The organism is Komagataeibacter kakiaceti JCM 25156 (assembly GCF_000613305.1).
On sequence record NZ_BAIO01000114.1, the window covers coordinates 1 to 6235 of the forward strand.

Consider the following 6235-nt stretch of genomic DNA (forward strand, 5'->3'; position numbering starts at 1 on the left):
CGCGCAGGCCGTGGCGGAAGCCTGGCGCAACATTACCGCAACCGGCGCGCGCCCGCTGGCGGTGACGGATAACCTCAACTTCGGCTCCCCCGAAAAGCCGGAGGTGATGGGCCAGTTCGTCGATGCCATAGCAGGCATGGGCGAAGCCTGCCGCGCGCTCGACTTCCCGGTCGTGAGCGGGAATGTCTCGCTTTATAACGAGACGCGCATGCCCGATGGCACATCGCAGTCCATCCTGCCCACCCCCGCCATTGGCGGCCTGGGCGTGCTGGAGGATGTGCGGCTGGCGGTCGGGCTGGAAATGCCCGATGGCTGCGACATCATGCTGCTGGGCGAGACGAAGGGCCAGCTTGGCCAGTCCATCTGGCTGCGTGAAATCCTGGGCAGCCAGGACGGTGAACCGCCCACGCTCGACCTCGCGGCGGAGCGGCGCAATGGCGATTTCGTGCGCGGGCTGATCGGCCAGCGCACCATTGTCGCGTGTCATGACGTGGCCGATGGCGGGGTTCTGGTCGCGGTGGCCGAAATGGTCATGGCGGGGCAGGCGGGCTGCGTGCTGGACAGCCCGCAGTCAGGCATGCGGCCGGAGGCCTTCTGGTTTGGTGAGGACCAGTCCCGCTACATCGTGGCGGTGCGTGATGGCACGGCTCTTGCGGGCATGGCTGAACAGGCCGGGGTGCCCTGCCGCAGGCTGGGCCGATCGGGCGGGCAGGGTTTGACATTGCCCAACGGGTCTACAATATCCAAGGGACGTCTGGTCGCAGTGCATTCCGAATTCTTTCCGCGACTGATGGACCGATAGGCAGGAGCTTGAAGCCAGATGGCAATGACGGCACAGGAAATTGAAACCTACATCCGCGAATCCCTGCCCGATGCGAAGATCACGATCGAGGATCTGGCGGGCGACGGCGATCACTATGCCTGTAGCGTGGTGAGCGAGGCTTTTCGTGGCCTGTCGCGCGTGCGGCAGCATCAGATGGTTTATGACGCGCTGCAGGGGCACATGGGCGGCAAGCTCCATGCACTGGCGCTACAGACGCAGACCCCCGAGCAGGTCTGAACGGATTTTTCCCTTATTTCCAAAGCAGGAAACACACTCATGGCTGAAACAATCGCACAGCGTATCCAGACGCAGATCGATACCACCCCCGTCATGCTTTACATGAAGGGTGACGCCAACTTCCCGCAGTGCGGCTTCTCCGCACGCGTGGTGGAAGTGCTCAAGCACATGGGCGTGCCGTTCAAGACCGAGAACGTGCTGGCGGATCCGGAACTCCGTCAGGGGATCAAGGATTTCTCCAACTGGCCGACCGTGCCGCAGCTTTACGTCAAGGGCGAGTTCATTGGCGGCTGTGACATCGTGACGGAAATGTACCAGACCGGTGAGCTGGAAAAGCTGTTGACCGAAAAGGGCATCGCCACCGCCGCTGCCTGATCGGGTGGCGCCACACGGCAGACCGGCATGCGGGCGGGGCAGGAATGTCCCGCCCGTTTGCATTTTGGGCACAACATCCCTTGCGTGGTTGCCGTTCTTTCGCCTAGCTTCCTCATGGTTCGGGAATCATGGGGGACTGCGGATGCGTTACGGTGACTTGCGTTTTGCTACAATGCTGCTGCTTGGCGCAGGTCTGATCGGAAGCATCGCTACCCCGGCCCATGCCCGGACCCACCCCGTGACCGAGAGCGAGGCCGACCGCCTGACTCTTGGCGCGCTGATCGCACCGCCACCGCCGGTGCGTCATGTGGCCTATCGCCATGCCAGCGGCGGCCATGCCCCCGTGGTGCTGGCGGCCCATCATGGCACACCCGCCCATACGCGGCGGACGATGGTGCACACCATTGTGTATCATCCCCCGCATGGCGCGGCTCCCCACCATGTGCATGTGGCCCCCGCGCGGCATCGTACCTGAAGGTTCAGAACTGCCTGAAGGCGTCGGGTATCCATTCAATGACATTGCCGGGCAGCACGGCGCAGACATCAAAGCGGATGCTGTCGTAAACCCAGTCCGGGTTGGTGGCGCACAGGTGTTGCGCGGCATTCATGATGCGGCTGATCTGTGCCGGGCGGATCGCCTCGCCCGCGCCCAGCAGCGATGGACGGGCCTTGACCTCCACGAATATCAGGCACCCGTCACGCAGCGCCACCACGTCTATTTCCCCCCAGCGCGTGCGGGCGCGGTGCCGCACGATCCGCCATCCGCGTGCCTGTAAATGGGCGATTGCGGCGTGTTCGGCGGCCAGTCCATCGCTGAAAGCCCGCCTGCCGCGCCGCCGCCGGTTAAATGGGGTCTTCACGTCATCTTGGGTCAAGGTACCTCCCATGGTGGGGTGTTGCTGTGTAAAATACGCCCGTTGGGATATGGAAAGGCGGGAAACAATTTCCTGGCCGGGTAACGGCGTCTGTCCCGGGTAGGATATGTGACATGATCTTTCATACCTTCACCATATGGGATTTTTCCCTGCTGCTGGGGCGGCTGTGCATTATCGCCGTCGTCATGGTCCATGTCCTGCTGACCAAGCGCGATGTCGGGGCCTCGATCGGGTGGATCGGCGTGACCGTGCTGATGCCGCTGACCGGGGGCATCCTGTATTCCATGTTCGGCATCAACCGCGTGCACCGGCGTGCGCGGCGCATGGTGGGGCAGCATCCATGGCGCAGCCGCACCATGTCGTCCCACTGGCGCAGGGAGGAGGAAGGGGATTTCGCCCCGCTGGCCTCCATGGTGAGCAAGCTGACCAGCCGCCCCCTGCTCAGCGGCAATTCCATCACGCCCATGCATGATGGCGACACCGTCTACCCCCGCATGCTGGAAGCCATAAACGGGGCGCAGCACAGCGTGTTGATATGCTCCTACATCTTCCGCGCCGACAGCATCGGCCATCAGTTCTGCGCCGCCCTCACTGCCGCGCATGAACGTGGCGCGCAGGTGCGCGTGCTGGTGGATGGCGTGGGGTCGGGCTACTTCAACTGCGGCGTGGGCCGCATCCTGCGCCGCGCCGGCGTGCCGGTGGGGCGGTTCATGCACTCCATGCTGCCGTGGCGGATGCCGTTCATCAACATGCGTGACCACAAGAAGATCCTGGTGGTGGATGGGCGCATCGGCTTCATGGGCGGCCTGAACATAGGGGAGGAGAACATCGCCGCCTCCCATCCCCGGCATCTGGTGTCGGACACGCATTTCGAGATTCAGGGGCCGGTTGTCCACCAGTTGAGCGAGGCTTTCGCGCGGGACTGGGCTTTTACGCGCGGTGAGGAACTGAAGGCTGACATCTTCTTTCCCGCCCAGGTTGGCAACGGTCGATCCTGAGCCGTATCGTGACGGCGGGGCCGGATCTGGATCTGGAAAAGATCGAATACACGATGCTCCAGGCCTTTACGCTGGCGCGCCACAGCATCCGGATCATGACGCCCTATTTCCTGCCCGATGACCGGTTCCTGACCGAACTGGCGCTGGCGTCGCTGCGCGGGATCGAGGTGGATATCGTGGTGCCGTGGCACAGCAACCATACGCTGCTGGACTGGGCGCGTTCGGCCAACCTGCCGCGCTTTCTGGATTCGGGGTGCCGGATATGGCTGGCGCGGCCGCCGTTCAACCATTCCAAGCTCATGGTGGTGGACCGGCACTGGTCGTTCGTGGGCAGTTCGAATCTGGACGTGCGCAGCCTGCGCCTGAATTTCGAGATCAACCTCGAATCCTATGACGATACGCTGGCCACCTCGATTGACGGCTTCATCGCCATGCACCGCCATGTGCGCCTGACGCATCATGACCTGGACCGGCGGTCCTTTCCCCGCAAGCTGCGCGACGCGGCCGCCCGGCTTCTGCTGCCCTACCTGTAGGCCCGGCCGCCCGAGGGTCTGAGCAGCACCGATATGGGGCGGTGGTCGGAGGCATAGTTCTCGATCACATGCCGTTCAAGGCATGTCAGCCCCCGCACAAGGCAGCGGTCGAGGCGGATGGGCAGCATGTCGGCCATGCGGTGGGTGGGCGCGCGCGGCCCCACATCATGGAAATGGCGGATCAGGGCGGGACCGACCTGATTGAAATCCCCCAGTATCGCGGCCTGCTGCGGCAGGATCTGGACCACGCGCCGCAACTGCCGCCGGTTGAGCAGTTGCCCGTGCGAGAGATGGACATTCGCCACGACAAGGGACCGGCACTCCACGATCTGCGCCACCCGGCGGATCAGCGTGCCCGCCGGCAGGGTGCAGGTCAGCGGGGGGCGGTGATAGGGCCAGGGGCTCCAGCACGCCAGCCCGTGGATGCGGCCGGGCAGGGGGGAGCGCGCGTAATGACCGCCGATCAGCGTGGGCAGGGTGTCGATATCCACCGTCGCTTCCTGCATCAGCAGCAGGTCGGGCCGTTCGGTGCGGATCAGGTCGATGACGTCGCGCACCGTGGCCCCGATCCGGCGCAGCAGGTTCCAGCTCACGACCTTGAGCGCGCCGCCATCACGTTCGGGCGGGGCGAGATCCATCTGCGGCGGCATGCCCTGTCGGGGTGGATGGAGGCAGGCGGAGAGTAGGGGCGGGGCAGGGTCATGGCTCGATAAATGGCTCGCGCATTTCGTCAGGTAAGGGGGAGTGGGGATCGCCCGCCGCGAATTCAGCCGTAAGCGTATAGCCCACCCCGATCAGGACGGGACCAAGGAAAATACCCAGGCCCCCGAATGTCAGCACGCCGCCCAGCACGCCCAGCACCGTCAGCAGATAGGGCATCTGCGCCCCGCGGGCGATGAACATGGGGCGGATCACATGGTCGGCGCCGGAAATGATGATCGTGCCATAAAGCAGCAGGAAGATGCCCCAGCCGATGGTGGGTCAGCAGCAGGAACACGGCGGCGGGAATCCAGATCAGCGGCGCGCCGATGGGCAGCACCGCGATGAACGCCGTGATCGCCCCCAGCAGCACGGGGCTTGAAATCCCCGCGATGGCGAAGCCGATGCCGGTCAGGATTCCCTGTATGATGGCGGTGCCCAGAATGCCGTACACCGTGCCACGGATGGTGCGGCCGACAATGCCCAGTATCCGGTCGGCATAGACTCCGGCAATGCGGCGCACCACGGCCACGAACGTATTGCCCAGCGCGTCCCCGCCCAGCCAGAAGAAGAAGGAGATGAACAGCGCCATGGCCAGATGCGCCATGCCGCTCGCCATCTGCATCATCGCGCTGAGCGCGGATTGCCCGATGCGCCCGGCATAGGGGCGGATCACCTCATCTATGCTGCCCACGTCGGCCGACCATTTCTGCCATTTCTCCACGATCTCGGGGCCGAAATGCGGAATATGCGCGACCCGCGCGGGCAGGGGCGGCAGGTGCAGCGCGCCCACCGTATCGACAACATACTGCAAGGTGGCCGGGACATCGGCGATGCTGCTCGATACCACGATGACCAGCGGCACCACGAACACCAAGGCGCACAGCAGCGTCATGACCAGGGCGGCGGGCAGCAGGGACATGCTGGCGCGCAGCCGCACGAAGACCGGCCATGTGGAAAAGGTCAGGATCGCGGCCCATAACAGCGCGCTGATAAAGGGATACAGGATCAGGACGCAGCCAAATGCGATCCCCCCCAGCATCAAGCCCATCATGATACGTTCGACCATATGGGTGACGTACCCCCTCCCACGCGGAAACAAAAGACAAATGTTCAGGACTTTCGTTCCCGTGCGCTATGCTGCACCCTATGGCGCACAGACAGTTCCTACAGACCGGGAGAAGGTATGCATCCGCTGATCTCAGCCAGTGATCTGGCCCGCGCCATACAACAGGATAACATCCTTGTACTGGACGCCAGCATGGCGCTGCCCGGCCAGAGCTTCGACCCGCAGCAGCGCTTCGCCAACGCGCATATCGCCAATGCGGTGCGCTTTGACATCGACACGTTTTCCGATCCGGACTCGACGCTACCCCACACCATACCGGGGCAGGCCCGATTCACTCGGCTGGCCAGCGAGCGCGGCATGGCCAATGACCGGCGCATCGTCTTCTACGATCAGGACGGCATGGCCTGCGCCGCGCGCGGCTGGTGGCTCGCCAGCCTGTTCGGCCATGGCCAGGTGCAGGTGCTTGAGGGCGGTCTGCCGCATGGAAACGCGCGGGCCTGCCGCTGGAAACCGGGCCGGATCTACCCGCCCCGGCCCCGTTCGTCAGCCGCCCGAACTATAGCCGCCTGCGGGGGCTGGGGGATGTGCTGGCCATCGTGCAGGGACACATGGCGGGGCTGGTTCTG

At 64.4% G+C, this 6235-nt stretch carries 7 protein-coding genes and 2 pseudogenes; 6 read left to right on the forward strand and 3 right to left on the reverse strand.

Annotation, left to right across the window (positions count from 1 at the left end; translation table 11 throughout):
- The 4 genes from JCM25156_RS08170 to JCM25156_RS08185 all read left to right on the forward strand — a co-directional run.
- Positions 1-802: AIR synthase-related protein (locus JCM25156_RS08170; RefSeq protein ID WP_025812727.1), on the forward strand; the 802-nt coding region annotated here is incomplete at its 5' end.
- An 18-nt stretch (positions 803-820) separates the two neighbouring features.
- Complete coding sequence (locus JCM25156_RS08175) at positions 821-1060, forward strand: BolA family protein (RefSeq protein ID WP_025812728.1); 240 nt, start codon at positions 821-823, stop codon at positions 1058-1060.
- Between the two features lie 39 nt (positions 1061-1099).
- Complete coding sequence (gene grxD / locus JCM25156_RS08180; protein WP_025812729.1) at positions 1100-1435, forward strand: Grx4 family monothiol glutaredoxin; 336 nt, start codon at positions 1100-1102, stop codon at positions 1433-1435.
- Positions 1436-1577: 142 nt separating this feature from the next.
- Complete coding sequence (locus JCM25156_RS08185; RefSeq protein ID WP_025812730.1) at positions 1578-1910, forward strand: hypothetical protein; 333 nt, start codon at positions 1578-1580, stop codon at positions 1908-1910.
- Between the two features lie 4 nt (positions 1911-1914).
- On the opposite strand, the gene JCM25156_RS08190 is transcribed toward JCM25156_RS08185, so the two are convergent.
- Positions 1915-2295, reverse strand: coding sequence for a YraN family protein (locus tag JCM25156_RS08190; RefSeq protein WP_242402552.1), 381 nt, complete (start codon positions 2293-2295; stop codon positions 1915-1917).
- Between the two features lie 128 nt (positions 2296-2423).
- Between JCM25156_RS08190 and JCM25156_RS22685 the strand changes: the two are divergent.
- Positions 2424-3841, forward strand: a pseudogene (locus JCM25156_RS22685) (phospholipase D-like domain-containing protein).
- Here JCM25156_RS22685 and JCM25156_RS22690 read toward each other — a convergent pair.
- Together JCM25156_RS22690 and JCM25156_RS22695 are read right to left on the reverse strand one after the other, a co-directional pair.
- A complete protein-coding gene (locus JCM25156_RS22690; protein WP_034958959.1) occupies positions 3832-4491 on the reverse strand; it encodes an endonuclease/exonuclease/phosphatase family protein in 660 nt (219 codons plus the stop codon). The pseudogene JCM25156_RS22685 and the gene JCM25156_RS22690 sit on opposite strands and share 10 nt — an antisense overlap.
- A gap of 49 nt (positions 4492-4540) precedes the next feature.
- Positions 4541-5609 (reverse strand): annotated as a pseudogene (locus JCM25156_RS22695) (AI-2E family transporter).
- Positions 5610-5726: 117 nt separating this feature from the next.
- On the opposite strand from JCM25156_RS22695, the gene JCM25156_RS22700 reads away from it, so the two are divergent.
- Positions 5727-6235 (forward strand): rhodanese-like domain-containing protein (locus JCM25156_RS22700; RefSeq protein ID WP_277909418.1); only part of this gene is annotated, 509 nt, incomplete at its 3' end.